Source organism: Duganella sp. CF458, assembly GCF_900113115.1.
GTDB lineage: Bacteria > Pseudomonadota > Gammaproteobacteria > Burkholderiales > Burkholderiaceae_D > Rugamonas.
Map to the genome: position 1 here is coordinate 183,172 of NZ_FOOF01000013.1, position 26,852 is coordinate 210,023.

Below are 26,852 nucleotides of genomic sequence, written 5' to 3' on the forward strand. Positions count from 1 at the left end.
CTACATTATCATTAAAACAATTTAGTGTTCGCATCGGAGGCGAGATGGAGAAATTCGAAAAGCTCTTTTCTTACGGGACGCTGCAACAGGATGGCGTTCAGCTTGCGACGTTCGGGCGCAAGCTTGAAAGCACGGCGGACGAGTTGAACGGGTATAAGCTCGGGCTGCTGGAGATCGATGATCCCGCAGTCGTTGCGACGAGCGGGAAGACGCACCATCCGATCATTTCGCGCAGCGGAAGTGACGCGGATACCGTCTCCGGCTCGGTGCTTCTGGTCACCCCTGAGGAACTACAGCAGGCAGACCAGTACGAGGTGGCAGCGTATCGGCGGCACAGCATCACGCTGGCATCGGGGACTGTCGCGTGGGCCTATGTCGATGCGCGCGACATCCAGCGCGATGTGGACTGACGCACAGACCAGGCTTCCCGGCGCGACGTAGCCTAAGCGCTGGCTCTAGGAGACAGCGTGGATCAACGAAGTCATAAAGAACGGCGTCACGACAGCGGCACTGCCGAGCGATTCGACATGGCAGTGCGTACCGCCCTGGCTTTCGACCAGGGCGCGGCTTATACCTACCTTGCCATCTGCGGTGTGGAGCACATGCTGATCCGTTCGTTCGCGGAACGCTTCCCGACCCAAGTACGGTCGGTCGCCTCCCTGCCCTGGCACTCCAGCGACCGCCGCAGCGATTCAATGCAGCGTGCGTTTTAGCGCGCGCCGCCCTTTCAGCAAGGCCCGGCGGGTGTCGTAGGTTGTTTGCAGGTTGAGCCAGAACTCCGGCGTGGTGTCGAAATAGCTGGCAAGCTGCTGCGCGGTGGCGGGCGAGATGCTGCGCTCCTGCCGCACGATGCCAGTCAGGTATCCGGGTTCCAGGTGCAGCACGCCGGCCAGCGTGCTTGCGGAGAGCCCCATCGGGTCCATGAATTCTTCCAGCAAGACTTCGCCCGGATGGATCGGGCGCATAGTGTTTTCCATAGCCGCCTCCTTCCTGTAGATTCTACTACTGTCCAAGCACCGGAAATACTGTTGGCTTAGAATAGCGACCGTATGAAATGGAAAGCTTTCACTGCGACCGCCCTTTTCGCTCTCACCGCCCACAACGCGCTTGCCGCTTGCGGCACGATCCGCTTCGCCTATCCTGATCAACATCGTCCGCCATATTGGATGGGCAACGGCGCGGCCGTGCCTGAACCAGCCGGCGCGAGCGTGGAATGGATCCGGGAGTTTGCCGCCAGCGGTGGCTGTGGCATCGAATTGGTGCGGCTGCCGGTACTGCGCTTGCGCAGCGCGCTGGCCAGCGGCGCGGTGGATTTTGCACCGGTCGATATCACTGCAGATGGACAGCCCGGCATCACCATCCCGCGCAATGCGCAAGGCCAGCCGGACCTCAAGCGTGCCGCCACCGTGGTCGTGGTGGCTTTCGTGCGGGCCAAGGATGGCTATTCGCGCGACCGCGATCCGATGGAGATGCTGCGAGGTAAGCGGGTGGGCTTGATGTACGGCTCGTCATACGGCGCGAAGCTGGAGAAGGCCGGCGCCATCCTGGACCAGGGCGCGCCCACGGTCCCGAGCAATTTCGAGAAACTCCAGCTTGGCCGCGTCGATGTCGTCATCGTGCCGATGATTGCCGCCTCGGACCTGGACAAGTACGTGGCCGAGCGTTTCAAGGGCCAACTGGTGCGGCTCGACAAACCCGTGCTCAAATCCTATAACTGGATTGCGGTCAACACCGCCTATTATGAAGCGCATCGCCACGAAGTCGATACCCTCTGGAACTGGCTCGGCACCGAGGGCAACAAACGCTTCAAGCTGCTACTGCGCAAGTACACAGAGAACTAGTAGATTCCTCCCTACAGGCCTAGAATGGACTATTGGCCGTAGCTACAAGGAGGCAATCATGTCCACATTCAACAAAGGACGCAGCCTGGAGCAACAAACCCACGATGGCACCAGCAGCATCGCAACCATGGGCGCCGGTTGCACCGGGCGCCGCAATCTCTCCCAAACGCAGGAAGGCAACCAGCAGTCGGCGGAATCGGCGGGACGTACCGACGACCTGCTGTCGGGCGGTGTCGATGAGGGCGAACGTGAGCACGGTTTCCAGACCGGTCCCCAGTACCGTCAGGGGGAGCAGCAGGATCCGGGGCGCGATACCGTGCGGCGCAGTGAACGCTAAAACCTTGATCTAGTACAAGATTTACTGTTGAACAAAGTTCCCGGGTGGCGCATAATTGAGAATGATAACAATTCTCATTACGTAGCCACTTAGGAAATCGCATGTCGTTGAACAAGTCCCCGCTGGCGCTTGCCGTTGCGCTGGCACTGCCGCATTTCGCAGTTTTCGCCGAAGAAGCCACCCTCCCCTCCGTCACCGTCACCGCAGCACGCGACGCCGCTTACAATCCAAGCACCGCCACCAGCGCCACCAAGATCGATGCGCCGCTGCGCGACATTCCGCAAACCGTGAACGTGGTGCCGCAGGAGCTGCTGCGCGACCAAGGCGCGAGCTCGATGGAAGACGTCATGAAGGGAATCCCGGGCGTCGGACTGTCGCATGGCGACGGCCAGCGCGACCAGGTGACCATCCGCGGCTTTACCGCGATTGCCGACCAGTTCATCGACGGCATGCGCGACGACGCGCTGTATTTCCGCGACCTGTCCAATATCGAGCAGATTGAAGTGATCAAGGGCCCGGCTTCGGTGCTGTATGGCCGCGGCTCTTCGGGCGGCATGATCAACCGTATCACCAAGAAGCCTGGCATCGACCGCACGGAAGCCAGCGTGACCTTCGGCAGCTGGAGCAAAAAGCGCGGCGAATTCGATGTGGCACGCAATCTCAACGACAGCGGCGTGGCATTCCGCGTCACCGGAGCCAAGGAAGATTCGGACAGCTATCGCGACCAGCAATTCCTCAAGCGCGAAGCCGTGTCGCCTTCCCTGCTGTGGAAAATCAATGCCGATACTTCCCTGCTGCTGCAGGGTGAATACCTGTCCGATCGCCGCCTGACCGACTTCGGTATCCCATCCTACAAGGGCCGGCCGGTCGACGTTGAACCAGGTACCTACTTCGGCGCCGCCAACGCGCGCGACGTGGACTTCAGCCAGGCGCGCGTGAAATCGCTGGCTGCCGTGCTGGATCACCGCATCAACGCCAACTGGTCGCTGCGCAATGCCTTCCGCCGCTACGATTATTCGCTCAACCGCAATAACACTTTGGTGGGCAGCGTCAACGAGGCGGCGCAAACCGCCTCGCTCACGCACGGCAATGTGCGCCGCGAAGAAGACGGCTACTTCAACCAGACTGAGTTGACCCAGCGTGCGGAATTCTTCGGCATGCAGCACCAACTGCTGTACGGCATTGAGATCGGCAAGCAGGACAAGGACCAGGTCAACCGCTCGAAGACCAATGTGGCCACGGTCAACCTGTTCAAGCCCGTGCTGCCGGTGCTGCAATTGGCGGCCAACGTCGCACCAGGCACCGACAACCTGGGCATCATGAAGAACAAGAGCGTCTACGTGCAGGACCTGGCGACGCTGACGCCGCAATGGAAGCTGCTGGCCGGCGTGCGCTACGATGACTTCAGCCAGGAGACGCGTGAGCGCCGCGTAGGCCAGAAGGACCTGGAGCGCACCGACCGTGCCTGGAGCCCGCGCGCAGGCCTGGTGTACCAGCCAAGCGGCACCGTTTCCTACTACGCCTCGTTCAGCAAGTCCTTCCAGCCTTCGGGTGAAACCTTCGCACTGGCCGCCAACAACGCCGCGATCGAGCCGGAAGAAACCACCAACAAGGAAGTAGGCGCGAAGATCGACTTGTTCGGCGGCCAGGCCACCGTTGGCGCATCGCTGTTCCGCCTGCAGCGCACCGGTATCAAGGCCACCGATCCAATCACCAACATCGTCATGCCGGTCGGCACCCAGCGTACCGACGGCCTGGAACTGACCTTCACCGGTGAGCTGGGCCAGGGCTGGCAAGTGGCTTCCGGCCTGGCGTTGATGGATGCGGAAATCATCAAGTCGATCGCGCGCGACGACGGCCAGAACGTGCAAGGCAAACAGCCAACGCTGACGCCAAAGCGCAGTGCCAACCTGTGGCTGAACAAGGCATTGGGCGGCGGCTGGTTCACCGGCGCCGGCGTGAACTACCAGGGCGACCGCTTCGCCAACCCGGGCAACACCACCACCCTGCCTGGCTACACCGTGGTCGATGCCATGGTGGCTTACCGCACCGCGTCCTTCGATGTGCAGCTGAACGTGAACAACCTGCTTGACCGCGAATACATCGTTTCCGGCCACGGGTCAAGCAAGCTGCTGAACATGCCGGGCGCACCGCGCAATGTCCGCGTCACTGCCCGCTACCGCTTCTGATCCAACTGAGGCACAATCGGGACATTACTTTGCGAAAGGAATGTCCCGATGATTTACGAGTTGGCGGAATTTGAAATCAAGGATGGCCAGGGTGCCGGGTTTGAAGCGGCGGTGCAGCAAGCCGTACCGCTGTTCCAGCGTGCGAAAGGCTGCAAATCGATGCGCCTTGAGCGCGTGATCGAGCGCGCCAACACCTATATGCTGGTCATCGTGTGGGAAACGCTGGAAAACCACACCGTCGATTTCCGCGGTAGCGAAGACTTCCAGACCTGGCGCGGCATGGTCGGCCAATACTTCGCCAACACCCCGCGCGTCGAACACACCACCAACATTGTCGCCGGATTTTGATGCGAATCCTCGCCTGCCCAAGGGTCCGGATATTCAAATCCGGCTATGCCGAGAATAGCCGCGACGAATATGCCGCGCACCATCTCGACAGCGATATCGACTTCCTGCGTACCGTGCATCTGCATTGGTCGTCGCGCAAGGGCCAGGCGAAGTAAGCGCGCGCCCCGTTACGGCGCCTTACGCGACAATTCCATCAAACAGGAGACCAATCATGCCAAGCATCATTTACCGAAATTTCCGCCAGATCGCGGATGCCGAGGGGGCCCGCAGCGCACTGCTGGCAGAAGGCTTTGCCAATTCAGCCGTGCAACTGAACCTGCATGAAGCACGCGCGCTCAGCACCACCGCATCGGCCGTGAAGAACATCATGGATTCGCTTACGCCGGACGACGTCGACAACACCGACAAGCCGGACCGCCCTGCCGCCCTGTTGTCGGTGGACGTGGACGACGATGCCCAGCGCGAACAGGCCGACCGCATCATGGCCCGTTTCGGCGCACAGGAAGCCTAAAGCTCCACCGATTTCAATTGTTCGCGCAGCCAGCGGTGCCCCGCATCGTGCTCGCTGCGCGGATGCCAGGCCATGGCAATCGCAAATTCCGGCAGGTCAAACGGCAGCTTGAAAATGTCCAGCTGGTCGCTGAAGCGCTGCAGGAAGCGCACCGGCAAGGTGCACACATGATCGGTATTGGCCAAGATGGTCGGCACCAGGTTGTAATGCGGCACAACCACAGTCACCTGCCGCTGCTGGCCCAGGTCCTTCAGACGCTGGTCCAGGAAACTGTGGAATTCTCCCCTGCCCGAGACCAGCACATGCTTCAACGCGCAAAACTGTTTCAAGGACGGCGCGCGCATGCCGCGCGGGTGGCCGCGCCGCTGCGCCATGACATAACGTTCGCTCGATAGCGGTAAGGCCTTCAACGCAGCCGGGATGGTCTGCGCGGCGCCAAGCAGCAGGTCAAGCTCGCCGCGCTCCATACGCGCCACGACGCCGTCCGGGTTCGGCTCGGAAAAACCGACGCGCAGGCCGGCGCCCCCGCTGGCGGCCATGCGCCGTACCAGTTCGATGCCGAACATCGTTACCACGTTGTCGTTGGCGGCAATCATGAAGGTGCGCTCGGCGCGCGCTGGATCGAAGGTTTCCGGATCGCGCACGGCGGCTTCCAGCTGGTGCAGCGAATCGCGCAAGCCGTCGCGCAGCGCCAGCGCCCGCGCCGTCGGCACCATGCCACGTCCACTCTCCGACGGGACCAGCAAGGGATCGCCAAACAGTTCGCGCAGGCGCGCCAGCTGGGCCGACAAGGCGGGCTGGCTGATATGCAGGCGTGCGGCGGCGCGGGTCACATTATTCTCTTCCAGCAGGGCGTTGAGCGATACCAGCAGAGCGAGGTCGGAAGGCCTTATATCCATATGGCTTATATGTCCAATATCAACGATCGATTTCAAGTATATGTTCAGCGCCGCCACAATGGCAATCATCCACCAACAGACAAATGGAGATTGCCATGAAACGAATGATCGCCGCGGCCTTGATGGCCATTGCCGTACAAGCCCCTGCACCGGCGCTGGCTGCCGACCAGGCACCGGGCTTTTACCGCGCCCAGTTGGGCGACTTCCAGGTCACCGCATTATCGGACGGTGTCGCCCCACGCGATGTCACAACGATCCTGAGCGATGCCACCACCACCCGCGCCGAACTGCGCGCCAGCCACCTGGGCGATACCCTGGCCTTGTCGATCAACGTCTACCTGGTCGACACAGGCAAACACCGCGTACTGATTGATACCGGCGCCGGCGAATTGTTTGGCGCTACCAGCGGCCACCTGCTGGCCAACCTCGCCGCGGCGGGATTCAAGCCGGAACAGATCGATGCCATCCTTCTGACGCACATCCACGGCGACCATTCGGGCGGGCTTTCCATCGGTGGAAGGATGCTGTTCCCGAACGCCCAGGTGTATGTGGACCGGCGCGAAGTCGCGCGCAGGATCGATGAACCCGCGTCGAAAGCGACTGTCGGTCCTTACTACGACGCCGGGCGCGTCAAGTATCTGCCGGCGGGCGGCGAAGTCCTGCCGGGCATCACGGCGCGCGCCGTACCGGGCCATACGCCCGGGCACAGCGCCTACCTGGTGGAGAGCAAGGGTCATCGCATGCTGTTCTGGGGCGATACGGTGCACGTGGCGGAAGTCCAGCTGGCGCATCCCGGCATTACGATCTCCTACGACGACAGCCAGCCGCAAGCGGCCGCCGCGCGCCGCAAGCTGTTCGACGAAGTGGCAGCCACCGGCGTGGTGGTAGCATCGCCGCATTTTTCCTTCCCCGGCGTGGGCCATCTTCGCAAGGACGGCGACTCTTTCCGCTGGATCCCTGTTGCCTACAACGACCAGGTGGCGGAGCTGGCGCCCTAGCCTGCCGCCGAAAAGACCTTCAAGCCAATCACGCCGCCGACGATGAGGACCATGCAGGCCAGGCGTGCCGGCGCGGCGGAGTCGCCCATGAACAGCACGCCCGCCGCTGCCGTTCCAACTGCGCCGATGCCGGTCCACACGGCATATGCGGTTCCCACTGGCAGGGTACGCAAGGCGAGCGACAACAGGTAGATGCTGGCCAAGCCAGCGCGGTGAACGCGCCCGGCCACGGGCGCGAGAAACCCTGTGACCATTTCATTCCAAGCGCAAAAGCGATCTCCAGCAGACCGGCGGCAGTCAACAGAATCCAGGGCATTTCTCTTCCTTTCCTTATATTGGGGCTGCCATTGTCGGGCTGCCGCCCCTTGGCTGGAATGCCCTTGGCCGAGGGTGGCGTAGCGTTGGCCGAAAATGACGTATGCAAGCACTATCAGCCATGCAATTGCCGTCCGATAATGAATTCATCGCACATTCACCGGATGAACATCATGCAAACCGCAATCGCCACCGCCCTGCCCACCAGCAGAGCCTCGGTCAAAAACCTTCCCGTCAACCTGTTTGGGTCCGTCATGGGCATTGCCGGCCTGGCCCTCGCCTGGCGCGGCGCTGCCCTCCTGTACGGAAGCAGCACGCTGATCGCCGATGGCATCGGCATCCTGTCGCTGCTGGTGTTTGCGGTGCTGGCTGTGGCCTACCTGTCGAAATGGGCTGCATTCCCTGAAGCTGTAAAAGCCGAGTTCTCGCACCCGGTGGCGGGCAACTTCTTCGGCACCATCAGTATTGCGGTGCTTTTGCTATCAAGCGTCGTGGCCCCGTGGAGCAGCCAGCTGCAAAAACTGGTGTGGACGTTCGGTTCCGTCGCCACGCTGGTGCTGGGCTATGTTGTGGTGTCGCGCGTCCTGAAAGGGAATATGGCGCCGGCCAATGTGGTGCCGGCCTGGCTGATTCCCGGCGTGGCTTCGCTCGACATCGCCGTCACCGGCGGCACCTGGGGTCATGAAGTGAACATGATTGCCCTCGGCATCGGCACGGCCATTGCCATCGTGTTCTATGTGCTGATCTTCAGCCGCCTGGTGCACGGCGAGCCCCTGCCGGCCGGCATGATCCCTTCGCTCATGGTGATGATCGCCCCGTTCGAAGTCGGCTTCCTGGCCTACGTCAACGTTACGCAGCACGTCGACATGTTCGCCGCCATGCTGTTCTACTTTGGCCTGTTCATGTTCCTGGTGCTGGCTCCACGTGTGTTCCGCCGTTCGGTGCCTTTCGGCCCGGGCTGGTGGGGCATCAGCTTCCCGATCGCCGCACTGGTGAACGCTGCGATCAAGTATGCCTCCGTCGCCGATGGCCTCGCTGTCATGGTGCTGGCCGGTGTGCTGCTCGCCTTCCTGACCGTGACGATTGCCGTGCTGCTGGTGCGTACCTTATATTCGCTGTACACCGGCAAACTCCTGGCAGGCTAACCATGCGTATCGCTTTACTCGTATTCCCTGGCGTGCAAATGCTCGATGTGGCAGGGCCGATGGATGTCTTTCACGAAGCGGCCCGCCAGTCCGGCAAGAAGGACGCTTACCAATTCGACCTGGTCGCGCTGGAAGAAGGCCCGGTCCGCGCCGACAACGGCATGCTGTTCCAGCCTACCGCCGCTATCGATACGCTGGACCGCGCGGTGGATACGCTGCTCGTCACCGGCAGCCACCAGGTGCAGGACGTCACCAGCCATCCGCGCCTGATGCACTGGCTGCAGCGGCAGGCGGCAGAGGTGCGCCGGCTCGGCTCCGTGTGCTCCGGTGCATGGCTGCTGGCGCACGCCGGCCTGCTGGACGGCCGCCGTGTCACCACCCACTGGAATATTTCGGCCTCGCTGGCGCGGCGCTTCGAACAGGTGCAGGTCGAGCATGACCAGATCTACCTGCGCGACGGGAACCTCTATACCTCGGCCGGCGTCACTGCCGGCATGGACCTGGCGCTGGCCCTGGTGGAAGAAGACCTCGGCCGCAGCGTGGCCCTGGCCGTCGCACGCGAACTGGTGATGTTCATCAAACGCCCCGGCGGCCAGGCCCAATTCAGCGCCCACCTTGCCGCGCAAACCGCGCAGCGCAACCCGATCCGCCAAGTGCAGGAATGGGTGCTGGAAAACCTGGAAGAAGATCTGACGGTCGACCAGTTGGCCGAACAAGCCGGCATGAGCGTGCGTAATTTCTCACGCGCGTTCAAGAGCGATACCGGCGAAACGCCGGCCGACTTTGTTGAAGCCGCGCGGCTCGATGCCGCACGGCGCATGCTGGAGGAAACCGCCAGCCCCCTCAAGCGGGTGGCGGCCCGCAGCGGCTTCCACGACCAGAACAGCCTGAGGCGGGCCTTCGTGCGCCGCCTCGGCGTAACGCCGGGCGACTACCGCTTACGCTTCCACCCTCAGGAGGCCTGATGGTTGAACACTTGCCGCAGATAGGCGAGGAAAGTCTCGTCCTTGCACAGGGTCTTGCCCGGCGAATCGGACAGCTTGGCCACCGATTGTCCGTTCAGGCGGATCAGCTTCATCACGATATTCAACGGCTTGATGCCGACATCGTTGGTCAGCCAGGTACCGATGCCGAAGCCCACCATGATGCGGTCGGCGAACTGGCGGTACAGACGGAAAGCAGTGTCGAAATCCAGCCCGTCCGAGAACACCAGGCGCTTGGTGTTGGAGTCGATCCGCAAGGCCTGATAGTGCGCGATCGCCTTTTCGCCCCACACGATCGGATCGCCCGAGTCGTGCCGCAAGCCGTCGAACAGCTTGGCGAAGTACAGGTCGAAGTCGTTGAGGAAGGCATCCATGCCCACCACGTCGGTCAGCGCGATACCGAGGTCGCCCCGATACTCCTGCACCCAAGCCTCGAGCGAAGCTTTCTGGAACTCGCGCAGCCGCACGCCGAAGGCCTGGAAGGACTGCATGTACTCGTGGGCCATGGTGCCGATTGGGATCAGGCCGAACTTTTTCGCGATGTAGACGTTGGAAGTGCCTTTGAAGCACTCCGGCACCTCGCGTGCCAGACGCTCGACGACTTCATCGTGCCATGCGGCCGAAAAGCGGCGGCGCAAGCCAAAGTCGGAAAATTCGAAGGGATGACGCAGGGCCGGCGTAGTACCGAACGCCTTTAACTGCACGATCTTCTCACCGAGACGCTTGCGCCCCTCTCCCAGCGCGGCCGGCGTTCCAACGCGGCGGAAATACAGCTCATTCACGATGTAGAGCACGAAGATCTCATACGCCATGATGTGCACTTGCGGGCCCTCGGCGCGGATCACCAGGGTATCGCCTTCCGCGCGCACCTCAATGAACTTGCGCTGGAAACGAAACACCGTGAGGAAATCGACGAAGTCGCTCTTGATGTAGCGCAGGGAGCGCAGGTAATCCAGCTCGTCCTCGGTAAAGGACATGCTGCACAGGTGGTCAAGCTGGGCCTCGACTTCACCCTTCAGCTCCGACAGCGGGAAGACCGTCTGGTTGCGGCACACGAATTCATACTCGGCATGCGCGCTCGGATGGCTATGCAGCAAAGCCTGCCACATGGTGAATTTATACAAGTCGGTTTCAAGCAGGCTGCGGACGACAGGGATCATTGCCGGTCCTCCGCATTGGCCAGCAGTTCCGGCAGCACTTCAGGCGACGTGGCAAGGCGCGCGCCGCGGCGCTGCATGGCTTGCGCGAACTCGATGTATTGCGCTTCAAAGCCGGACACAGGGCTCATGCAATCGGTGACCAGCACCAGTTTGCGCGGATCGACATGGTCGGCGATATGCTCGGTGGTCGCTTTCACGCAATGGCTGCCGGCTTCACCGGTGACGTAAATGACGTCGGCTTGCGACAGGCTGGCGATCAGTTCGCGGTTCAGTTGCGAAGCCGGATCGGCCGGATCGGGAACTTCGGCCATGACGGCGGAATAGTGTTCGGTCCAGGGATTCGAACCTTTACCGACTTTGGCCACCACCGCATGGCGCCCCTCTTCCCAGCGGTTGTAGGCAGTGCGCACAGCGTCATGCACATTGTGGCCCCAGCTACCGATTTCGCAGTGGATGGGCCAGACCATCAGCTGGTAACGGCCGGCCGATTCCAGCGCATCGAGATAAGACAGCACGCGCGGCAAAGCGGATGCATCGCGCGGCACAAACCGGCCGGCGCGCACGTCGGCAGCGGAAATCTGCGTGAACGGCCCCGGCGCCGCGCCTTCAGCAGTGCGCCAGAAAGTCGGATGCGCCACGTCATAGCGGTGGTGCGAATCGAGCGTCACGGTGATGGCGGAAAGCCCGGCGCCACCGCGTTCGATCAGGCTGGCGACGCGCAGCATGTCCTGATGGGCGCCCGGCACCGGCAAGGCCGGCGCGGCAGGAGAAGGAAGATCACAGAAATCGTTCTGCGGATCGATGATGAGCAGGTGATAGTGGCGTTTCATTTTGCAATGATAGCAAATGACCAGTCCACTACCGCGAGAACGAATGGCCGAGTCCGTGTCCCACCATGGGGTCACACCCCAAATGAGACACGAACTCAAGCATGTACCAGCAGAGCCCGTGTCCCGTTTCGGGTGTGACCCCATGGTGGGACACGGGCTCGGCGGTACGCCAGCTTTAGGCGGCGATCAGTTGCTCGATCGACTTCTGCGCCTTGGCCAAAGTGTCGGCGACGGCTTGCTCGCCCATCGCTACGCCTTCGGCGCGGATGAACTGGACGTCGGTCAGGCCGATGAAGCCGAGCACGGTGCGCAGGAAAGTGGTCAGGTGGTCGTATGCCACGGCGGCGCCTTCGCTGTACACGCCGCCACTGGCGGTGAAGACGTAGACTTTCTTACCTTTCAATAGGCCTTCCGGGCCGTTGGCGGTGTATTGGAATGTGCGTCCGGCGCGGGCGATGTGGTCGATCCAGGCCTTCAGCGTCGATGGCACGGAGAAGTTGTACATCGGCGCACCGATCACAACCACGTCCGCTGCGGCCAGTTCGTCGACCAGGGTGTCTGACACTTTGACGACCTGCGCCTGCTCGGCATTGCGTGCTTCGGCTGGCGTGAAGAAGGCCCCCATCATCTGCTCGGTCAGGTGCGGCACCGGATTGCTGGCCAGGTCGCGCTCGACTACGGTATCGGCCGGATTGGCGGCTTTCCATTTGGCGATGAACTCGGCCGACAATTGTCGGGAAAGGGAACCTGCGCTGCGTACGCTGCTGTTGATGTAGAGAACGTTTGCCATGACCTTGCTCCAAGAAAGTTGGTGATTGCGGCCATCTTAGAACGGGTTTATTTTCGACGAAATAGGTTTTATCACGATAGAAATTATCGATTTTGTTGATATGAGAGATCCCGGCCATCCTACCCTCGACCAGTTGCGCGTCTTCATCGCGGTCATTGACCATGGCGGTTTTGCCCATGCGGCACGCGCCCTGCACCGTACCCAGTCGGTCATCAGCTACACGATTGCCAACCTGGAAGAGCAACTGAACATTGCCCTGCTCGACCGCAGCACGCGCAAGCCGACCCTGACCGAAGCCGGCAAGACCTTGCTGGCCGATGCCCGCGCGGTGACCAGCAAGGTGGACGGCATGCGTTCGCGCGCCAAGGCCCTCGGCATGGGATTGGAGGCTGAACTGTGCATCGTGGTCGACGTGATGTTCCCGGCCTGCGTGCTGGTGCGCGCGCTCGAGCACTTCCAGCGCGAATTCCCGACCGTTTCGCTACGCCTGCATACGGAAGCGCTGGGCGCCGTGGCGCAGATGGTGGCCGACCGCCGCTGCCAGCTGGGTGTGGCGGGCATGGCTGCCACCGCGCCGGTGAATATCGAGCGCCATGCGGCCGGCTTCGTAAAAATGATGCCGGTCTGCTCGCCGCTGCATCCGCTGTCGCGCGAAGCGGCGCCGATCGCGACGTCGGTGTTGCGCGAGCACCTGCAACTGGTGGTGACCGACCGCAGCCCGCTGACCGAAGGCCGCGATTTCGGCGTACTCGGGCTGCGCGACTGGCGCTTGGGCGACCTCGGTTCCAAGCACGCCCTGCTGCTTGGCGGGCTCGGCTGGGGCAATATGCCCGAGCACACCGTCATGCGCGACCTGGCGGAAGGGCGCCTGGTGCGCCTGCATACCCAGGAAGGCAGTGAGCTGGAATACCTGCTGTTCGTGATCCATCGCGGCGATGATGAACTGGGCCCGGCCGGCAAATGGCTGCGTCAAAAGTTCGTTGCGCTCGACCATACGCTGCCGCAAGACGCTTTCTAAACCTTCCTACAGGCCAGCGGCGCGTGCACCTACAGGCTAGTCCGCGGCATCGGCCTAGGATGGAATCGCTTCAACCACAAAGGAGAGCGATCATGGCATCACGCAAAGATGAGCAATCGGATGATTGGCGCAACCAGGCTGGTCAAGCAGGCCAAAGCGGCGGTAACCGTCAGCAAGGCCAGCGCGAAAACCTGACTGGTGGCAATCAGCAATCCGATCAGGAGAGCGGCAACCAGCAATCCGACCAGGAACGCGGTAACCAGCAATCCGACCAGGGCCGCGGCAACAAGCAGAGCGACGTCGGCCAGGGCCAGCGCCAGGGCAGCCGCGATGACTTGCTGGACGAGGAAAAAGGCAACACCGGCAACCGCGGCAATCGCGGCGGGCGGGACCAGCAGCGCTAAGCCCTCAGGCTGCTAGGTCACTCCGGCGGCGCGCAGGCGCGATTTCAGGCGGCGTACCTCGTCGCACAAATCGACCACCAGCGCCGCCAAATCTTCGTCCGCATCGAAATCCCGCTCAAGCTGGGCCAGGCGACGCGCCCTCCCCAAGTCCACGCTGGTAAATTGCAGGGTTTCGATGCTTGCCCCTTCCCGGCCGATCAGGATGCCGCGCCGCACGTGGTGCACCACCCATTCCGGCGCGACGGCGCACGCGCGCGCCAGTTGATCCAGCGTCAGCGCCTGGTGTTCCAGCGGCACGCCTTCCACAATCTCTTCCTTTGGCATCGCTCATCCTCCTATTTCGCGTTGCATCTGTTCGTATAGCGCGCGCCGCTCGGGCGTATCGGCTGGCGGCGCAAAGATGTCGAGTATGAGATAAAGGTCGCCCGCCGCGCCGGAGCTATTGGCGGCGGGAATGCCGCGCCCTTTCAGGCGCAGTTTGCGGCCGCCTTGCGAATCGGGCGGCACGGTCACGGTCACGCGGCCGGATGGCGTGGTCACGTCGCGCTCGCCGCCCAGCGCAGCGAGCCACGGCGGGATCGGTACTTTCTGGTAGACGTCGCGGCCTTCAACGCGATAACGGTCGTCGGCCTGGAACGCGACTTCGAGGTAAAGGTCGCCTGCCTCGGCGCCATGCATGCCGGCCTGTCCCTGCCCTCCCAGCCGCAATTGCTGTCCCGCCGTCACGCCTCGCGGAATGCTGACCTTGAGCGTGCGCTGGCTGCCCAGCGAGATCTCGCGTTGGGCGCCGTTGTAGGCATCTTGCAGGCTGATTGGGAGGACGGCATGGAGATCTTCGCCACGCATGCGGAAGCCCTGGTGGCGGCCGCGCTGCCCGCCCACGTGGGCGAACAGGTCGGCAAAGAAGTCTTCGGCACTGCTTCCTTCGAAGCCGCCGGCCCAGTCCGGTGGCGGACGGAATTCCTGGCCGGCGCGGTACTGGCCGCTGCCTAGCGAATCGTAGGCGGCACGCTTTTCGGGATCACCCAGCACGCCGTACGCCTCGTTCAGCTCCTTGGTGCGGGCATCGGCATCGGCTTCCTTGCTGACGTCCGGGTGATACTTGCGGACCAGCTTGCGGTAGGCCTTCTTGATCTCGTCTTCGCTGGCAGTCTTGGCGACTCCCAACGTTGCGTAGTAATCCTTGTATTCCACGCCACGTCCTCTCGGTGAAGGAGAAGACAGGGTATCAGGAATTCACCGCATGCGGCTCCACGATCATGGTTCAGCGATCAGCTGTTAGCCGCGGTTCCAAAGTCATACGAGTCGACGATCGACTGATGACGGGCTATCTGCGTCTTCAGCGGTTCGATCTGCGCTGCCGCATTTGCTTCGATCGCCTTTACCCTTTTGGTCACGGGCACGAGGAACTGGGACCCGAAGATGAATCCGCCGACAATGATCGGGATCGACCACCAGCCATACATCACAATCGCAAAGATCGCGAAAGCGATAATCGCCCAGCCGACGAGCGCGCTATTCCTGGCATCGGCTGCCCGTAAGGCGCCCACTTGGCTGTCGCGCCTGGCGCAAATTGCTGCCACGTCCGCTTGTAGTCTCGTCAGGGCAAGTTCCGATGCGGCCCGATTGGTGCCTAGCTTCACATCGTCCAGCGCTTCCTCCAATCGCCTCAGCGAGACAATTCCACCGCTCCGTTCAACGTGTTGCTGAACGCCACAGTAACCGCAAGCGAAGTCGTTGATGTCTTCCTTCACTTCGAGGCCGGCACCGCAATTCACGCATTTCAAGGAAAGAATTTTCATAAGGTCTGGGTAAGTGTCGATTATATTTACAAAATAACAACTAACAGAGCAAAATAAAAGCGCGCTGTGCGGCGCGCTTTAATGCGGCAAGTGACGATCAGCGAACGCGGCGGATCGACGAGATGCGGTCGCTGAAGTCCCTCAGGTCAGGGTAGCGGCCTGGCGCAAACGTGCGGCACTGGCCGCCGAAGTCGGCGTGTTCGCAGGCTTCCCAGGTGCCGTAGTTGACGACCATCGAGTTGGCGTTGTCGTTGAAATGGACATTGCGCAGGGTGTCCAAATCGTTATTGACCTGGATCACGCGGCCACGGAAACCGTTGTCGTTGAACAGTTCCACCGCGGGGCCGCGTGGCTCTTCGCGATACTCGCGACGTTCTTCGCGGCGCTCTTCACGCCAGCGCTCGTCGCGGTCGTCGCGATTGTCGCGATTTTCGCGGCCCCAGCCATGACCACGGCGGCGGTCAATCTCACGGGCGGAAGAGAAGTTATTGTTGAAGCGGCGCAGGTCGGGATATTCGCCGCGCTCGAACACTGCGCAATGGCCCTGGAAATTGACGTGCTCGCACAATTCCCAGGTGCCGGAGCGCACCACCAGGCTCGAAGCCCGGTCGTTGAAGTCGAAGTCGCGGAAATTGGTGGCGGCCCCGTCGGCAATCACCACACGCTGGCCGCGAAAGTCTTCACGCGAGAAGAGCTGCAATTCACCGGCCGAAGCGGCCTGGCCAACAAGGGAAGCGGCCAGCAGGAAAGCGGCGGTCAAGGTATTCTTCATTACTAAATCTCCGATATTCAGGCATCCTAAGCGCACTAACGCGGCGCAAAGGCCGTTAGACTACCCTACCTTGTAACAAATTCCTACTGCGCAACACATGCCGACCACGATTTTGACCTCCAATTTACGCAACGAAGCAACAGCATTATGGAAATTGGCCTGGCCGGTCCTGGTTGGGCAGCTCGCCACCGTTGGCATGGCGGTGGCGGACGTGGCGATGACCGGCCACACCCGGGCTTCCGAACTGGCTGCGGTATCGACCGGCGCGGCGATCTGGTCCATCGTGCTGGTGACTGTGATGGGCACCATGATGGCCATGAACACGCTGGTAGCGCATGAAGTGGGGGCCGGCAGCTACCAGCGCATTCCGCACCTGGTGCGCCAGGGTTTGTGGAAAGGCCTGGGCGTCGGACTGCTGGCGATGTTACTGGCCAACCTGGCCACCCTGCTGTTCGACCACCTGCAACTGGCGCCGGAAGTGAACCGGCGCGCTTCGCTGTTCGTGCATTTCATCAGCATCGGCTTGCCGCCATTCGCCTGCTACCGAGCGCTGTATGGCTATAGCACCAGTATCAACCAGACCAAGCCGGTGATGGTGATCGCCTTGCTCGGGCTGGCCTTCAACGTCTTCGTTAACTGGCTGCTGATCTTCGGCCATTGGGGTTTGCCGGCCATGGGCGGCGTGGGCTGCGCGGTATCGACCGGCATCTGCATGTGGCTCATGTTGGGCGCGATGCTGGCGTGGATGCGCATTTCGCGAGCCTATCGCGCCACCTACCCTTTCACGCACTGGGAATGGCCGCATTGGCCGGAAATCAGGAGCATGCTGAAACTTGGCCTGCCGATCGGCGTGACCTACTTCGCCGAGGTCAGTGCCTTCGGCGCGGTGGCGCTGCTGGTGGCGCGCTTTGGCGTGATCGAACAGTCGGCGCACCAGATTGCGCTGAACTTCTCGTCGCTGGTGTTCATGGTACCGCTTAGCCTGGGCATCGGCATGGTGACGCGCGTGGGGCAAGCGCTGGGCGAAGGCGATGCGCGCCGCGCCCGTTCGGCTTCCTGGGTCGGGCTGGGCATGTCGCTGGCGTTTGCCGTGGTATCGGCGGCCTTTATTGCCCTGTTCCGCAACGAGATCGCGGCAGCCTACACCAGCGACGTCGCGGTGCAGCAGACTTGCGTCACCCTGTTGCTGTTCGCCGCGTTGTTCCAGTTGTCCGACGCGACGCAGGTGGCGGCGGCCTGCGCGATTCGCGGTTACAAGGTGACGCGCGGGCCGATGCTGATCCAGCTGCTGGCGTTCTGGGTCTTTGCGCTGCCGGTCGGCTGCCTACTGGGCTTGTGGAAGGAAATGGCCGCGGCCGGGTTCTGGATCGGCCTGGTACTCGGCTTGACGATTGCTGCCATTTTGCTCACAGCCTACTTGCGCACGCTGTCGAATTCCCGTGTAGCCGAAGGAAAAACGGCATAGGCCATAGCATTCCGAATATCAGCGGGGGCGGGTTCTGGTATTGTCTTGCGATTCGTAAGTAAACCATTCCGGGACAAACCATGCGCCTTATCCTCACCCTGGTAGCCCTGCTGGCTGCCGGCACCGCTTCCGCTGAACGCCTGACACTGGAGCGCCTGTACGCCGATCCTGCACTGTCCGGCCCTGGCGTGCGAGCCCTCAAAGTGTCGCCGGATGGCGCCCGCGTCACCTTCCTGCGCGCTCGCGCGGACGACCAGTTCCAGATGGACCTGTGGGAATACAATATGAAGGACAAGACCACGCGCCGCCTGGTCGACTCCAAGGCCCTGGTCCCGGTCGAGAACCTGTCCGACGCTGAAAAAGCGCTGCGCGAACGTGCCCGTACTGCGGCGCTGAAAGGCATCATTTCCTACAACTGGTCGCCGGATGGCAAGCAGTTGCTGGTGCCGTTGGCCGGCAACCTGTACCTGGTGGACCTGTCCAAGCCGGACAACGCGCGCCTGGTGGCATCGGGCAGCGTGATCGATCCGAAGATTTCGCCAAAGGGCAAATACGTATCCTTCGTGCGCAACCAGAACCTGTTCGTGATCGACCTGGCCACCGGCAAGGAACGCCAACTGACCAGCGACGGCAAAGGCACCGTGCATAACGGCGAAGCCGAATTCGTGGCGCAGGAAGAGATGCACCAGTTCACCGGCTACTACTGGGCGCCGGACGATTCCGCCATTGCGTTCCGCTGGTACGATGAAGCGCAAGTGCCGGTGGCGCGCCGCTTCGAGATCTACGCTGACCGTACCGACGTGGTGGAGCAGCGCTACCCTGCCGCCGGCGACAAGAACGCCATTGTCGGCCTGAAAATCGTATCGCCCGCAGGCGGCGAGATCCGCGACGTGGACCTGGGCGCCAACAAGGATATCTACCTGGTGCGTGCCGACTGGAGCAAGGATTCCAAGTCGCTGTTCTTCCAGCGCCAGTCGCGCGACCAGAAGACGCTGGAGCTGATCGCTGTCGATGCGGCCTCGCTGGCGCAGCGCCCTGTGCTGACCGAAACCGCAAAAACCTGGACCACCATCAATGACGACCTGCGCTTTCTGGAAAGCGGCAAGGGCTTCATCTGGTCGTCCGAACGCACCGGCCGCAACCACCTGTACTTCTACGGCATGGACGGCAAGCTGAAACACGCCATCTCCAAAGGCGAGTGGGGCTTCGACGACGTGCTGGCGGTGGACGAGAAGGCCGGCAAGGTCTTCGTCTCCTCCAACAAGGATGCGGTCTACGACAAGCAAGTCTACGAACTGAAACTGGATGGCTCCACTGCCGACAAGCCAAAGCGCATTACCCAGGCTGACGGCTGGCACGACGCCTCGTTCTCCAAGCACGGCGAAGTATTCGTCGATACCTGGTCCGACCCGGCCACCCCGCCGCAGGTGGCAATCCGCCGTCCGGACGGCGCGCTGGTAAGCTGGCTGGAAAAGAATGAAGTCAACGCGTCGCACCCCTACTTCAAATACAAGTCGGACCAATTGCCGGTCGAATTCGGCAACATGAAGGCGAAGGATGGCCAGACCCTGTACTACTCGATGATCAAGCCGTACAAGTTCGACGCCGGCAAGAAGTATCCGGTCTACCTGTCCACCTACGGCGGCCCGCACTCGCAGCACGTGACCCGCAAGTGGGATAGCGCGCAGTTCGACCAGTACATGGCGCAGCAAGGCTATGTGGTCTTCCGCCTGGATAACCGCGGCTCCTCGCGCCGCGAGCGCGTGTTCACCGATGCGATCTACCGCAACCTGGGCAAGGTCGAAGTGGAAGACCAACTGACCGGCATCGACTGGCTGGGCAAGCAGTCCTTCGTGGACGCCAAGCGTATCGGCGTGTACGGCTGGAGCTACGGCGGCTTCATGACCCTGCGCCTGCTGTCGCAAGGGTCGGACAAGATCGCCGCAGGCGTGTCCGGCGCGCCGGTGACCGACTGGGGCCTGTACGACACCCACTACACCGAGCAGTTCATGGACCGTCCTAGCGACAACGTGGAAGGCTACAAGCAGTCGAACGTGTTCTACCACGTCGACGGCCTGAAGTCGAACCTGCTGCTGATCCACGGCATGGCGGACGACAACGTCCTGTTCACCAACACCACCAAGATGATCGACGCGTTGGTGAACCGCGGCGTGCAGTTCGAGCTGATGACCTATCCGGGCGCCAAGCACGGCGTGTCGAACCGCCTGGCCAAGCGCCACGTGCAAACCTACATCGACGCCTTCTTCCGCAAGCACCTGAAGCCGGAATCGAACTAAGGCCCGGCCCTTGCCGCCAAAGCCCGCCCGCGCAAGCCGGCGGGCTTTTTTGTCGATTTTTACGCACCTCAAACGTCGTAGCGGTAAGATCAACCACCACCGACGGAGGCGCCATGTCCCTGCAACTGTTCTACCATCCCCTTTCTTCCTACTCCATGAAGGCGCTCATCGCGCTGTATGAGAATGGCACGCCATTCGAGTACCGCATGCTGTCGCCGGACCACGCCGTCAATTGCCAGCAATTCGGCGAAATGTGGCCGATAGCGAAATTCCCGATCCTGCTGGACGGCGAGCGCATGGTGGTGGAGGCCAGTATCGTGATCGAACACCTTCAGCTTTACTATCCAGGCCCGGTCAAGCTGCTGCCGGCCGATCCCAAAGCCGCACTGGAAGTACGGATGATGGACCGCTTCTTCGACAACCACATCGCCACGCCGCAGCAGAAGCTGGTCGCCGACGTGCTTCGCCCCGACGGCGAACGCGACCCGCATGGCGTCGCCGAAGCCAAGCGCAAGCTCGATACCGCCTACGCCTGGCTGGACAAAGTCATGGCGAATCGCACCTGGGCAGCGGGCGACGAATTCAGCATGGCCGACTGCGCGGCTGCGCCCTTCCTCCTGTACGCGCACTGGTCGCACCCGATCCCCGAAAAGCATGAACACGTGATGGCCTACCTGCGCCGCTTGCGCGAACGCCCATCGTTTGCCCGCTGCTGGGCCGAAGCCAAGCCATACCGCCATATGTTCCCGCTGGGCGTACCAAACGGTGAAGACTAAGCCCTTAGTTTGAAGCACACAGGAGAATGCCCATCACCTGCGCGCACGAATTTAGGTAATGCGGACTCGGAAGATCATGCGGTGCCATTTCGAGGAACAGAGGACGAAGCAGCAAACTTTAGGGGAGATGCAAATGAAATGGATGGTGGGAGCGCTTGTTGTCTTGCTGCTGCTTGGCGGCTTCTGGCTCAATGGAGGCCGGGCGCCAACAGGAACCGATCCGGTTCTTCTAGGCCATGAAGCCTACATCGGGGTATGGAGAGCAGAGGGGAGTGAGTTGAAGATTACGCGGTCCGGGCGAATGTGGTTCGAGCGCAAAGCCTCCCAAGAACATGTGGCCGAAAAGTTCATCAATATGCCGATTGCCAGCATCAGTGATCGCGAGATTTTGGGCCGGACGTCTGAGGCAAGACTTGAAGTAAATGAGCCTCCACATAAGGTAGGTTCGCAATGGGTGATGAAGGTGAATGGCGCAGCGTTGGTTAAGGAGTGATCGCAGTCAGGCGAGCCTGTCAGAATTTTAGTGTGAATCCGGGGTCATGAAATAATACCGAAAGGGATTGTCCATGACCGACGCAATGACCACGAAGAAGCCAAAAACCAAAAAGCAGTACCCGTTTCCCGTTGAACTAATCGACCAGCTGCTTGCCCAGGTCGAAAACAAGGACGCCGAGTCGATTCTCGGCGAATCGGGTCTAGCCGGCCAGCTCAAAAAGATGCTGGCCGAGCGCATGCTGACAGCCGAACTTAATCATCACCTTGCCAGCGAAGGCGACGCTAAAAACCATCGTAACGGCAGGAGCCGCAAGACCGTGCTGGCACCAGGCGGCGAGCTGGAACTAGAGATCCCGCGTGACCGTCTTTCCAGCTTCGAGCCCAAGTTGGTCGCCAAGCACCAACGCCGTATGCCGGGTTTTGACGACCATGTAATCGGCATGTATGCCCGTGGCATGACGGTTCGCGAAATCCAGGCTCACCTGCTGGAGCTGTATGGTACCGAGGTGTCACATGACCTGATCTCCACAATCACCGACGAGGTCATCGACGAAGTGGCGCAGTGGCAGCAACGCCCACTGGAAGCGATGTACCCCATCGTCTACTTCGACGCACTGCGCCTGAAGATCCGCGATGAGGGCACCGTCAAGAACAAGGCCGTGTACCTGGCGCTGGGCATTCGGGCCGATGGCCGCAAGGAAGTGCTGGGCCTTTGGATCGAACAAACAGAAGGCGCCAAGTTCTGGCTGAAAGTCTTTAACGAGCTGCGTAATCGTGGTCTGGAAGACATTCTGATTGCCGTCGTTGACGGCCTGCGCGGCTTCCCTGAAGCGATTGAGGCAGTGTTCCCGCAGGCGCATATCCAGACCTGCATCGTGCACCTGATTCGCAACTCGATGACGCTGGCGTCGTGGAAGGACCGCAAAGAGCTTGCAGCGGCGCTTAAGCCAATCTACCAGGCTGCCAACGCTGACGCGGCTGCGGCGGCGCTAGACGCCTTTGCAGCAGGCCCTTGGGGCCAGCGTTTCCCGACCGTGGTGGCCATGTGGCGCCGCCAGTGGGAGCAGGTGATCCCGTTCTTTGCCTACCCGCCCGACGTACGCTCAATCATTTACACAACGAACGCCATCGAGAGCCTGCACATGCGCTTGCGGAAGATCGTCAAGAATCGCGGGCACTTCCCGAGCGACGAGGCAGCGACAAAATTGCTGTACCTGGCCTTGCGCAATATCGAAAAAGATTGGAAGATGCCGCAGCGGACCTGGAAGATGGCCGCCAACCAATTTGCCATCCTGTTTGGGGAACGCTTTACCAACGCGATCAACTAATTAACCGCGACCCCGGCACACAAAATTCCTGACAGGTCCAGTCAGGCGCATTCTCCAATTAGCTCTACAATGAGATACTTGCGCTTTGTGAGTCCATGCGATGAGTAATCGCGTCCGAGCGCTTACGGCCAATACCTGCCCTTGATTACTGACATGTCAACTATCATAACTCTTGAAGACGGGCGCCAGATAAGTGGGCCGACAGGCTCAATGGGGCATATGCTTGAACTTGTTGCCGACGAGTTGCCGCAGGAATTCCTGCGGATGAAATGCTGGTTGATTGATAATGCAGAGAGGTGCGCACCCTGCATGGATTTCGATGTTCGCGGTTTTCCTATCGAGGCGCGAACAGCATTTTGGGTGGCAACTAGGCAGGCGGCGGAAAAGATCACTGCAGAATATGCGAAAACAAACTGGACGGGCAATCGCATCATGCTCCTGTTAAGAATGCACGACGGTATCGAACCTCTCGAGGATGGAGAGGAATTCAAACCCTACGATGATTGCCAGGAAGTGGATTTTGATGATTTATGGTTCACCACCGGCGCATGATCATTTAGTCGACGCTTCCTGATACCCTGAGCGAACTTCCGATTTGGGGCGACTTCGACAATCAAGAGGCCGGCAGTAGCCGGCCAACAGCGGCTAGTCCGTTAAAGAACATCATTATTACAAGTCAACTTGTGCATGAATCCACCGAGCATTAACCAACTACCAGAACTTTGGGAGCGTGACGGATCACTTCGCGACGTTTATCTCGCCAACGTCGACTTGGATGGATGGAAACGGTTTATTCGCTATTCATCAACTTATCGGCTTACATATCAGGCGGATGGGAATGAAGCACCCGTTCCAGGAGTCGACGAGGCGTTTAGACGGACCGACGTTAGTCATTGTCTTTCGATCTGGATTGGCAACGTGTCTGTTAATTGTCATTTCTTTCAAGTCGATGAAATTGAGTTGGACATCGATCCCCGAGAGATTATTGGGGCGAGCGAGCACGCGGCCGTGCTGGAGTTCATTGAGGGAATTTCGAACGCCGTTGGTGCTAATGCGGCAGTTACGCCAGAAGGATCCCAGGCTTCGCCGTTCTTGACATTTGACATCCAGGAAAAGACCTGGGAAATTCATGGATAGAGCGCAATCGGCCAAAAGTGGTCTCTCACGCCGGCTATTGACGAGCAGGGTTATGGTGCCTGAGTCCCCGGCATCACTTTATTGCGGAGATGTCGATGGAAGAGAATGCACAACGACAGCTTGGGCTCGCTGCGGACTTAATTGGGACAGCGGCCGGCGTTTTTCTTGATCAAAAGGGTCTCGTCGGTAGCGGAATCGGCTCAATTGTCGGAGTGGGCATCGCCGGTGTGATCAAGGAAATGGCCGCAAGAGCATACACTCTTCGGCAAAAAAATAGGATTAGAACTGCTCTAGACATTGCGCAAGAGCGAATTGGTACACAGCTGATTGCTGGTCATATCGTTCGCGCAGATGATTTTTTCGCTGAGCGAGACCTTGGACAGTCCAATGGGAGCCAACTCCTGGAGTCCACACTCGTCAAAGTATCCACCACATTTCAAGAAAAGAAGATTCGACATATTGGGCTGTTTTATGCCAATTTGATATTCGCGGATTACATATCTGCGGAGACAGCGCACATGTTGTTATCTCAGCTAGAAAGAATGAGCTATCGTCAGTACGCGCTTCTCGCCCTACTTGGGAAAGTGCAAACGTTAGACGTAGAGCGTTTACGTCGCCCATCGCACGAGGATCCGGAGCTCGCGGCGTTGAAGCGCGAAGAGATGGATCTTCATGCCAGCGATTTAGGAACAGGTGGTCTGATCGAAGGGGACGGGCCATGGGTCGACAAGTTATCTACTTTGGGGAAGGTCATCTTTGATTTGGCCGGGCTATCAGAATTTGATGCTGACGACTTAGCGAAGCTGTGCGAGCAATTATCTTTTTCAAATCAATGAATTCGTACGAATGAGGGATCTTCCGTTTTGTGGCGGATGCGTCAGCTAGCCGACCGAGTACAATCGGCCAAAAGCGGCCCGTCGATCTCGTATGGCATTTGAAGGAAATCTGGATTGCGCGATGAATAGAGTACAGGTTGTTGAGCGCCTCAAGCTTGGGCGCTTGGTGGAAGCTGAGGCGCCGCGGGACGAGAAAAATCGCAGGGTCTTTCTTGAAGTTCGCCCTAAAGTCGATCATGCGCGAGGCACCGTGATTTCACAAGGATTGGTGAGCGAACCTTATCTCCTTCGAAATCGACCGAACGAGGATATCATTCTGGGCTACGACATTCGGGTCTGTGCATTAAATGCGGGTTGGGAAGCGGAGCCGGATGATTGGGATCACTTTGCGCATACTGATGAACGGATCAACTGCCAGTCCCTCGACGAACTCGAGAAAATGCTCTTAGATCGATTTGGACTGCATCTCGAGAACTTGACAGTACCTGGCGCTACCGAGTCACCACTTTAATCGCCCAAAAATTCACGCCGGCGGACGGCCAACGGCGGCGCTGGTCGGGGTAGCCGTCGAGCTTGCAGGGGGCACAGTCGGCCAAGAGCGGACCTCGTACGAAGAGAAAGGACTAAGATTGGATTTCAGCCTCATCGGTGAAAAACTTCGTGCAGTCGAGGCGGAGAACCTGCGCGTTAGGTTAATGAAACAGGCGGAGACTCATCGCATTGCGGAACGAATGCCTGGCATTCCGATCGCTTGTCAAATCAATGCTACCGAGACTTCTGACCACATTGAACGAGCATGGTTTGGCGGTGAGGGAACAGTGATCGCTTTCTTTGAGAACGATAACGTCATGGTTAGAGCCACCGTGAGTTTTCTGCTGGATTTTCTCGCGCAACGTGAGCCTTGGCAAGACTGGGACGTTTGCATCTTCGATTACGATGTGACCTGGTGCGCGGCGATAACGCATAATGATGAAGCCAAATTTGTGCGCTTTGCGTAGAAATCCTTGTCCTCTGGCCGGATGCTCCGAGTCAACGCGATCGGCCAGCAGCGGCCCTTGATGACCGAAAGCATTTATAACCTCAAGTGAAACTTCCCACGATGGCTCGAAATATTTCGTTCATGTTTTGCCTTGCGTGTTTCGCGGCGAATAGCTTAGCGAACGGATCGAAAAGCATCGAGAAGCCAAAACACCCAGATACGAAACAGGAGTGCGTCGCAAAAGGTGGAAAATGGATCCTCTATCCCATGGGGCAGTTCTACTTTTGTGCCGTCAAAACGACCGATGAAGGAAAGGCATGCTCTGATGATAGCGAATGCGAAGGGGATTGCATTCCAGCGGCGCGAAAGGATAAGTCACCGGGCATCTGCTCACCGACTTTACCTATGCCAGGAGGGTGTCCGAAGCATATGATTAACGGTAAGATAATCTCCGAGCCGTGCATTTGAGGCTGCCTTGAATTTTATGAGGCTTGCCTGGAGACCGTATCCGGCCAGAATCGGACCATCATCCAGATTATCAATCTCTAAACCTTGCTTCATGAATTCATTAACTTGGGACGATCTATTCGTCGATGTATCACTGCTTGACTTCAATTCACTGCTATTAGAATGGCCGGATCTGATTATCGGCGAGATCCGACCTATAGGTGCCTCCGTATTTGGAGATCTATTCTTTGAGCGTAGGTCAGGTGAGGTGATTAAGCTTGATGTGTTGGAGGGTGGGGTACACTTGGTAGCTCCCAGTTTCCAACGTTTTGCCGAACTGATGAATTCTCTTGAGTGGCAGGAGCAGCATCTTCTAAGTCAAGGCGTTGCCCTTCTCAAGGAAAAGGGACTTTCGCGGGATCAAGGCCAATTCTTCGGCTTTGCTCCTCATCCGGTATTACTAGGAAAGATTGACTGGTCCAGGGTAATGCCTTTGGATGCTGTAGTGTGGAACTCGATTTGCGCGCAAACGTTAGGAGTCACGCCTAAAGAAGAATCACCGACGTCAAACGTTCCTCCTAAACGTCCTTGGTGGAAGCTCGGAAGGAGTTAAAGCGAAGGTCCGAGATGGGGCGATAGCTGCCGGCCCGCTGACTATAGTGGCCCCCGAATTTGAGACGGTGGTTTAAGCTGTCGTCCGCGAAAGGATGATAGCAAATGAGTGAAGGCAAAAAACGCAGGGTGCATACG

Annotated in this window: 33 protein-coding genes and 1 pseudogene; 24 read left to right on the forward strand and 10 right to left on the reverse strand. The window is 59.9% G+C overall.

Features of this window, described 5'->3' with window-relative positions:
- Window positions 1–44 precede the first annotated feature (44 nt).
- Window positions 45–410: a gamma-glutamylcyclotransferase family protein gene (locus BM269_RS20555; RefSeq protein WP_090441298.1), complete on the forward strand. Its 366-nt coding sequence runs from the start codon at window positions 45–47 to the stop codon at window positions 408–410.
- Between the two features lie 57 nt (window positions 411–467).
- Window positions 468–713, forward strand: coding sequence for a hypothetical protein (locus BM269_RS20560; protein WP_139232808.1), 246 nt, complete (start codon window positions 468–470; stop codon window positions 711–713).
- Here the strand turns inward: BM269_RS20560 and BM269_RS20565 are convergent.
- The gene (locus tag BM269_RS20565; protein ID WP_211482730.1) at window positions 693–977 is read right to left on the reverse strand and encodes a HigA family addiction module antitoxin; all 285 of its coding nucleotides are present in this window, start codon (window positions 975–977) and stop codon (window positions 693–695) included. The genes BM269_RS20560 and BM269_RS20565 overlap by 21 nt on opposite strands.
- 72 nt (window positions 978–1,049) lie before the next feature.
- Here BM269_RS20565 and BM269_RS20570 point away from each other — a divergent pair, with 72 nt between their 5' ends.
- The 6 genes from BM269_RS20570 (at window position 1,050) to BM269_RS20590 (ending at window position 5,226) form a co-directional block, all read left to right on the forward strand.
- Window positions 1,050–1,841: a type 2 periplasmic-binding domain-containing protein gene (locus tag BM269_RS20570; protein ID WP_090441309.1), complete on the forward strand. Its 792-nt coding sequence runs from the start codon at window positions 1,050–1,052 to the stop codon at window positions 1,839–1,841.
- Between the two features lie 58 nt (window positions 1,842–1,899).
- Window positions 1,900–2,178, forward strand: a complete 279-nt coding sequence (locus tag BM269_RS20575; protein ID WP_090441312.1) for a hypothetical protein — start codon at window positions 1,900–1,902, stop codon at window positions 2,176–2,178.
- A gap of 101 nt (window positions 2,179–2,279) precedes the next feature.
- The gene (locus tag BM269_RS20580) at window positions 2,280–4,367 is read left to right on the forward strand and encodes a TonB-dependent receptor (RefSeq protein WP_090441316.1); all 2,088 of its coding nucleotides are present in this window, start codon (window positions 2,280–2,282) and stop codon (window positions 4,365–4,367) included.
- A 48-nt stretch (window positions 4,368–4,415) separates the two neighbouring features.
- Complete coding sequence (locus tag BM269_RS20585) at window positions 4,416–4,715, forward strand: antibiotic biosynthesis monooxygenase family protein (RefSeq protein ID WP_090441319.1); 300 nt, start codon at window positions 4,416–4,418, stop codon at window positions 4,713–4,715.
- Entirely contained in the window at window positions 4,715–4,870 is a 156-nt protein-coding gene (locus BM269_RS29500; protein WP_170860443.1) for a hypothetical protein, read from the forward strand. The genes BM269_RS20585 and BM269_RS29500 overlap by 1 nt, the downstream gene beginning before the upstream one ends.
- A 56-nt stretch (window positions 4,871–4,926) precedes the next feature.
- The gene (locus tag BM269_RS20590) at window positions 4,927–5,226 is read left to right on the forward strand and encodes a hypothetical protein (RefSeq protein ID WP_090441322.1); all 300 of its coding nucleotides are present in this window, start codon (window positions 4,927–4,929) and stop codon (window positions 5,224–5,226) included.
- Here BM269_RS20590 and BM269_RS20595 read toward each other — a convergent pair.
- Entirely contained in the window at window positions 5,223–6,125 is a 903-nt protein-coding gene (locus BM269_RS20595; RefSeq protein WP_090441422.1) for a LysR family transcriptional regulator, read from the reverse strand. The two genes, BM269_RS20590 and BM269_RS20595, sit on opposite strands and share 4 nt — an antisense overlap.
- A gap of 95 nt (window positions 6,126–6,220) precedes the next feature.
- On the opposite strand from BM269_RS20595, the gene BM269_RS20600 reads away from it, so the two are divergent.
- Window positions 6,221–7,123 (forward strand): MBL fold metallo-hydrolase, encoded by a 903-nt coding sequence (locus BM269_RS20600; protein ID WP_211482731.1) that lies wholly within the window; start codon window positions 6,221–6,223, stop codon window positions 7,121–7,123.
- Here the strand turns inward: BM269_RS20600 and BM269_RS20605 are convergent.
- A pseudogene (locus BM269_RS20605) lies at window positions 7,120–7,439 on the reverse strand (multidrug efflux SMR transporter). The gene BM269_RS20600 and the pseudogene BM269_RS20605 sit on opposite strands and share 4 nt — an antisense overlap.
- 172 nt (window positions 7,440–7,611) lie before the next feature.
- Here BM269_RS20605 and BM269_RS20610 point away from each other — a divergent pair.
- Together BM269_RS20610 and BM269_RS20615 are read left to right on the forward strand one after the other, a co-directional pair.
- A complete protein-coding gene (locus BM269_RS20610; protein WP_373994404.1) occupies window positions 7,612–8,583 on the forward strand; it encodes an SLAC1 anion channel family protein in 972 nt (323 codons plus the stop codon).
- A gap of 2 nt (window positions 8,584–8,585) precedes the next feature.
- On the forward strand, window positions 8,586–9,548 hold the full coding sequence (locus tag BM269_RS20615; protein ID WP_090441331.1) for a GlxA family transcriptional regulator: 963 nt from the start codon (window positions 8,586–8,588) through the stop codon (window positions 9,546–9,548).
- Here BM269_RS20615 and pncB read toward each other — a convergent pair.
- The 3 genes from pncB to BM269_RS20630 form a co-directional block, all read right to left on the reverse strand.
- Window positions 9,536–10,726 carry a nicotinate phosphoribosyltransferase gene (gene pncB / locus BM269_RS20620; RefSeq protein ID WP_090441333.1) on the reverse strand — a complete coding sequence of 397 codons (1,191 nt, stop codon included), beginning with the start codon at window positions 10,724–10,726 and terminating at the stop codon, window positions 9,536–9,538. The genes BM269_RS20615 and pncB overlap by 13 nt on opposite strands.
- Entirely contained in the window at window positions 10,723–11,556 is an 834-nt protein-coding gene (locus tag BM269_RS20625) for a cysteine hydrolase family protein (protein WP_090441337.1), read from the reverse strand. Before BM269_RS20625 ends, pncB begins: the two co-directional genes overlap by 4 nt.
- A gap of 175 nt (window positions 11,557–11,731) precedes the next feature.
- The gene (locus BM269_RS20630; RefSeq protein ID WP_090441340.1) at window positions 11,732–12,346 is read right to left on the reverse strand and encodes an FMN-dependent NADH-azoreductase; all 615 of its coding nucleotides are present in this window, start codon (window positions 12,344–12,346) and stop codon (window positions 11,732–11,734) included.
- Window positions 12,347–12,446: 100 nt separating this feature from the next.
- On the opposite strand from BM269_RS20630, the gene BM269_RS20635 reads away from it, so the two are divergent.
- Both BM269_RS20635 and BM269_RS20640 read left to right on the forward strand, forming a co-directional pair.
- Window positions 12,447–13,364, forward strand: coding sequence for a LysR family transcriptional regulator (locus BM269_RS20635; protein ID WP_090441343.1), 918 nt, complete (start codon window positions 12,447–12,449; stop codon window positions 13,362–13,364).
- 92 nt (window positions 13,365–13,456) lie between these two features.
- Window positions 13,457–13,768: a hypothetical protein gene (locus tag BM269_RS20640; protein ID WP_090441346.1), complete on the forward strand. Its 312-nt coding sequence runs from the start codon at window positions 13,457–13,459 to the stop codon at window positions 13,766–13,768.
- 12 nt (window positions 13,769–13,780) lie between these two features.
- On the opposite strand, the gene BM269_RS20645 is transcribed toward BM269_RS20640, so the two are convergent.
- The 4 genes from BM269_RS20645 to BM269_RS20660 form a co-directional block, all read right to left on the reverse strand.
- Complete coding sequence (locus tag BM269_RS20645; protein ID WP_090441349.1) at window positions 13,781–14,092, reverse strand: chaperone modulator CbpM; 312 nt, start codon at window positions 14,090–14,092, stop codon at window positions 13,781–13,783.
- Window positions 14,093–14,095: 3 nt separating this feature from the next.
- Window positions 14,096–14,962 carry a DnaJ C-terminal domain-containing protein gene (locus BM269_RS20650; protein WP_090441352.1) on the reverse strand — a complete coding sequence of 289 codons (867 nt, stop codon included), beginning with the start codon at window positions 14,960–14,962 and terminating at the stop codon, window positions 14,096–14,098.
- 77 nt (window positions 14,963–15,039) lie between these two features.
- Entirely contained in the window at window positions 15,040–15,570 is a 531-nt protein-coding gene (locus tag BM269_RS20655; RefSeq protein WP_139232809.1) for a hypothetical protein, read from the reverse strand.
- 97 nt (window positions 15,571–15,667) lie between these two features.
- Complete coding sequence (locus tag BM269_RS20660) at window positions 15,668–16,342, reverse strand: beta/gamma crystallin family protein (RefSeq protein WP_090441358.1); 675 nt, start codon at window positions 16,340–16,342, stop codon at window positions 15,668–15,670.
- 97 nt (window positions 16,343–16,439) lie between these two features.
- On the opposite strand from BM269_RS20660, the gene BM269_RS20665 reads away from it, so the two are divergent.
- The 11 genes from BM269_RS20665 to BM269_RS29160 all read left to right on the forward strand — a co-directional run bounded on the left by BM269_RS20665 (window position 16,440) and on the right by BM269_RS29160 (window position 26,715).
- Window positions 16,440–17,807, forward strand: a complete 1,368-nt coding sequence (locus BM269_RS20665) for an MATE family efflux transporter (protein WP_090441360.1) — start codon at window positions 16,440–16,442, stop codon at window positions 17,805–17,807.
- An 80-nt stretch (window positions 17,808–17,887) separates the two neighbouring features.
- A complete protein-coding gene (locus BM269_RS20670) occupies window positions 17,888–20,104 on the forward strand; it encodes a S9 family peptidase (protein ID WP_090441363.1) in 2,217 nt (738 codons plus the stop codon).
- A 113-nt stretch (window positions 20,105–20,217) separates the two neighbouring features.
- Window positions 20,218–20,880 carry a glutathione S-transferase family protein gene (locus tag BM269_RS20675; protein WP_090441366.1) on the forward strand — a complete coding sequence of 221 codons (663 nt, stop codon included), beginning with the start codon at window positions 20,218–20,220 and terminating at the stop codon, window positions 20,878–20,880.
- 133 nt (window positions 20,881–21,013) lie between these two features.
- Window positions 21,014–21,373, forward strand: coding sequence for a hypothetical protein (locus tag BM269_RS20680; RefSeq protein WP_139232810.1), 360 nt, complete (start codon window positions 21,014–21,016; stop codon window positions 21,371–21,373).
- 85 nt (window positions 21,374–21,458) lie between these two features.
- Window positions 21,459–22,703 (forward strand): IS256 family transposase, encoded by a 1,245-nt coding sequence (locus BM269_RS20685; RefSeq protein WP_139232815.1) that lies wholly within the window; start codon window positions 21,459–21,461, stop codon window positions 22,701–22,703.
- Between the two features lie 153 nt (window positions 22,704–22,856).
- Window positions 22,857–23,255, forward strand: coding sequence for a hypothetical protein (locus BM269_RS20690; protein WP_139232811.1), 399 nt, complete (start codon window positions 22,857–22,859; stop codon window positions 23,253–23,255).
- Between the two features lie 135 nt (window positions 23,256–23,390).
- On the forward strand, window positions 23,391–23,840 hold the full coding sequence (locus BM269_RS29155; protein ID WP_139232812.1) for a hypothetical protein: 450 nt from the start codon (window positions 23,391–23,393) through the stop codon (window positions 23,838–23,840).
- A gap of 95 nt (window positions 23,841–23,935) precedes the next feature.
- Window positions 23,936–24,676: a hypothetical protein gene (locus BM269_RS20695; RefSeq protein WP_090441379.1), complete on the forward strand. Its 741-nt coding sequence runs from the start codon at window positions 23,936–23,938 to the stop codon at window positions 24,674–24,676.
- A gap of 91 nt (window positions 24,677–24,767) precedes the next feature.
- On the forward strand, window positions 24,768–25,187 hold the full coding sequence (locus tag BM269_RS20700) for a hypothetical protein (RefSeq protein ID WP_139232813.1): 420 nt from the start codon (window positions 24,768–24,770) through the stop codon (window positions 25,185–25,187).
- Window positions 25,188–25,305: 118 nt separating this feature from the next.
- The gene (locus BM269_RS20705; protein ID WP_090441385.1) at window positions 25,306–25,674 is read left to right on the forward strand and encodes a hypothetical protein; all 369 of its coding nucleotides are present in this window, start codon (window positions 25,306–25,308) and stop codon (window positions 25,672–25,674) included.
- A gap of 540 nt (window positions 25,675–26,214) precedes the next feature.
- Window positions 26,215–26,715, forward strand: a complete 501-nt coding sequence (locus BM269_RS29160; protein WP_139232814.1) for a hypothetical protein — start codon at window positions 26,215–26,217, stop codon at window positions 26,713–26,715.
- Window positions 26,716–26,852 lie beyond the last annotated feature (137 nt).

Bases quoted from the DNA above. Each gene is read 5' to 3' on its own strand.
- BM269_RS20570 (WP_090441309.1), top strand. From the start codon at position 1,050: ATGAAATGGAAAGCTTTCACTGCGACCGCCCTTTTCGCTCTCACCGCC.
- BM269_RS20690 (WP_139232811.1), top strand. From the start codon at position 22,857: ATGTCAACTATCATAACTCTTGAAGACGGGCGCCAGATAAGTGGGCCG.
- BM269_RS20680 (WP_139232810.1), top strand. From the start codon at position 21,014: ATGAAATGGATGGTGGGAGCGCTTGTTGTCTTGCTGCTGCTTGGCGGC.
- BM269_RS20555 (WP_090441298.1), top strand. From the start codon at position 45: ATGGAGAAATTCGAAAAGCTCTTTTCTTACGGGACGCTGCAACAGGAT.
- BM269_RS20670 (WP_090441363.1), top strand. From the start codon at position 17,888: ATGCGCCTTATCCTCACCCTGGTAGCCCTGCTGGCTGCCGGCACCGCT.
- BM269_RS20665 (WP_090441360.1), top strand. From the start codon at position 16,440: ATGCCGACCACGATTTTGACCTCCAATTTACGCAACGAAGCAACAGCA.
- BM269_RS20600 (WP_211482731.1), top strand. From the start codon at position 6,221: ATGAAACGAATGATCGCCGCGGCCTTGATGGCCATTGCCGTACAAGCC.
- BM269_RS20700 (WP_139232813.1), top strand. From the start codon at position 24,768: ATGGCATTTGAAGGAAATCTGGATTGCGCGATGAATAGAGTACAGGTT.
- BM269_RS29155 (WP_139232812.1), top strand. From the start codon at position 23,391: ATGAATCCACCGAGCATTAACCAACTACCAGAACTTTGGGAGCGTGAC.
- BM269_RS20615 (WP_090441331.1), top strand. From the start codon at position 8,586: ATGCGTATCGCTTTACTCGTATTCCCTGGCGTGCAAATGCTCGATGTG.
- BM269_RS20590 (WP_090441322.1), top strand. From the start codon at position 4,927: ATGCCAAGCATCATTTACCGAAATTTCCGCCAGATCGCGGATGCCGAG.
- BM269_RS20625 (WP_090441337.1), bottom strand. From the start codon at position 11,556: ATGAAACGCCACTATCACCTGCTCATCATCGATCCGCAGAACGATTTC.
- BM269_RS20655 (WP_139232809.1), bottom strand. From the start codon at position 15,570: ATGAAAATTCTTTCCTTGAAATGCGTGAATTGCGGTGCCGGCCTCGAA.
- BM269_RS20660 (WP_090441358.1), bottom strand. From the start codon at position 16,342: ATGAAGAATACCTTGACCGCCGCTTTCCTGCTGGCCGCTTCCCTTGTT.
- pncB (WP_090441333.1), bottom strand. From the start codon at position 10,726: ATGATCCCTGTCGTCCGCAGCCTGCTTGAAACCGACTTGTATAAATTC.
- BM269_RS20675 (WP_090441366.1), top strand. From the start codon at position 20,218: ATGTCCCTGCAACTGTTCTACCATCCCCTTTCTTCCTACTCCATGAAG.
- BM269_RS20595 (WP_090441422.1), bottom strand. From the start codon at position 6,125: ATGGATATAAGGCCTTCCGACCTCGCTCTGCTGGTATCGCTCAACGCC.
- BM269_RS20585 (WP_090441319.1), top strand. From the start codon at position 4,416: ATGATTTACGAGTTGGCGGAATTTGAAATCAAGGATGGCCAGGGTGCC.
- BM269_RS20640 (WP_090441346.1), top strand. From the start codon at position 13,457: ATGGCATCACGCAAAGATGAGCAATCGGATGATTGGCGCAACCAGGCT.
- BM269_RS20565 (WP_211482730.1), bottom strand. From the start codon at position 977: ATGGAAAACACTATGCGCCCGATCCATCCGGGCGAAGTCTTGCTGGAA.
- BM269_RS20695 (WP_090441379.1), top strand. From the start codon at position 23,936: ATGGAAGAGAATGCACAACGACAGCTTGGGCTCGCTGCGGACTTAATT.
- BM269_RS20575 (WP_090441312.1), top strand. From the start codon at position 1,900: ATGTCCACATTCAACAAAGGACGCAGCCTGGAGCAACAAACCCACGAT.
- BM269_RS20685 (WP_139232815.1), top strand. From the start codon at position 21,459: ATGACCACGAAGAAGCCAAAAACCAAAAAGCAGTACCCGTTTCCCGTT.
- BM269_RS20645 (WP_090441349.1), bottom strand. From the start codon at position 14,092: ATGCCAAAGGAAGAGATTGTGGAAGGCGTGCCGCTGGAACACCAGGCG.
- BM269_RS20610 (WP_373994404.1), top strand. From the start codon at position 7,612: ATGCAAACCGCAATCGCCACCGCCCTGCCCACCAGCAGAGCCTCGGTC.
- BM269_RS29160 (WP_139232814.1), top strand. From the start codon at position 26,215: ATGAATTCATTAACTTGGGACGATCTATTCGTCGATGTATCACTGCTT.
- BM269_RS20580 (WP_090441316.1), top strand. From the start codon at position 2,280: ATGTCGTTGAACAAGTCCCCGCTGGCGCTTGCCGTTGCGCTGGCACTG.
- BM269_RS29500 (WP_170860443.1), top strand. From the start codon at position 4,715: ATGCGAATCCTCGCCTGCCCAAGGGTCCGGATATTCAAATCCGGCTAT.
- BM269_RS20630 (WP_090441340.1), bottom strand. From the start codon at position 12,346: ATGGCAAACGTTCTCTACATCAACAGCAGCGTACGCAGCGCAGGTTCC.
- BM269_RS20635 (WP_090441343.1), top strand. From the start codon at position 12,447: ATGAGAGATCCCGGCCATCCTACCCTCGACCAGTTGCGCGTCTTCATC.